Raw genomic sequence first — 905 nt, 5'->3', positions numbered from 1 at the left:
CGTTTCTTCGGTATCCACGAACGTATCGGCAATCTCAGATGTCAGCCAGCCCAAGATATCCACGTCGCTAAAATCGATGATTTCCTGTGTGGTTTTAGGATAAGCGTAAATCGGGAATAGCTTGATGCTGACTTCTTCCATCTTCGGCGTGGCAGTCTCACCGCGTGCCTTGCCTTCTTCCCCGTGTGCCACCGCTGCGCCACCAACCGAAACAAGCTGTTTGTATTCGTTTCTGCGTGTGGTTTTAATCGTACAGATCTGACGCATGACCGACCCATCAGACAGTTGCTGCATGATCTGCTTGTTCAACTCAGGGATAACAGTATAGCCGCCGTCTGCCGGAACACCTGTAGACAAGGAGCGTGTTTCTCCGGTCAGAATATAATGGCGCAGCTCGTCATTACTGAGTTTTTTACTGGTCGGCTGAGTCTTCGCCTGATTGCGTTCTTCATCAGACAATACCTCATAGCGGGCAATTTCAGAATTGAGTGCATCAGACTGAGTGCGCAGTTCGTCAAACTGTTTGGCTTCATCGGTAGTCAGTGAGCGTTTTTCGTTTTCGGCTTTGATTAGCAACGAACGCATTTGTTGGGTTAAATCGGCTTTTTGCTGACGTAATGTGAGTAATTTTTTCATGTGTTTTTCAGAATATTTATTTTTAGTAAATAACTTTTAACACCATGAAAAATAATAAGAAATAATTCTAATTCTGCTGAGTAAGCACACAACTGCCATTCCACACCTAAATTTAGCAATTCATTTTCTGGAGGATGTTTTTACTTAAGCAATAATAATGGGATTAAATTTTCTTAATAGATATTTTATTAGTGGATAAACTCATATTAAGCAGCAATGTAAAATTAATAGTTTATTATTGTGATAATTACAATAATAAACAAGTTCCA

General features: G+C 40.9%; 1 protein-coding gene. It reads right to left on the bottom strand.

Features of this window, described 5'->3' with window-relative positions; translation table 11 throughout:
* The coding region (locus tag AB204_RS19740) for a phage major capsid protein (RefSeq protein ID WP_047965099.1) at window positions 1-636 on the bottom strand (636 nt) is incomplete at its 3' end.
* Window positions 637-905: the final 269 nt, after the last annotated feature.

The organism is Xenorhabdus khoisanae, from assembly GCF_001037465.1.
GTDB lineage: Bacteria > Pseudomonadota > Gammaproteobacteria > Enterobacterales > Enterobacteriaceae > Xenorhabdus > Xenorhabdus khoisanae.
This window is presented reverse-complemented; position numbering and strand designations above follow the sequence as displayed.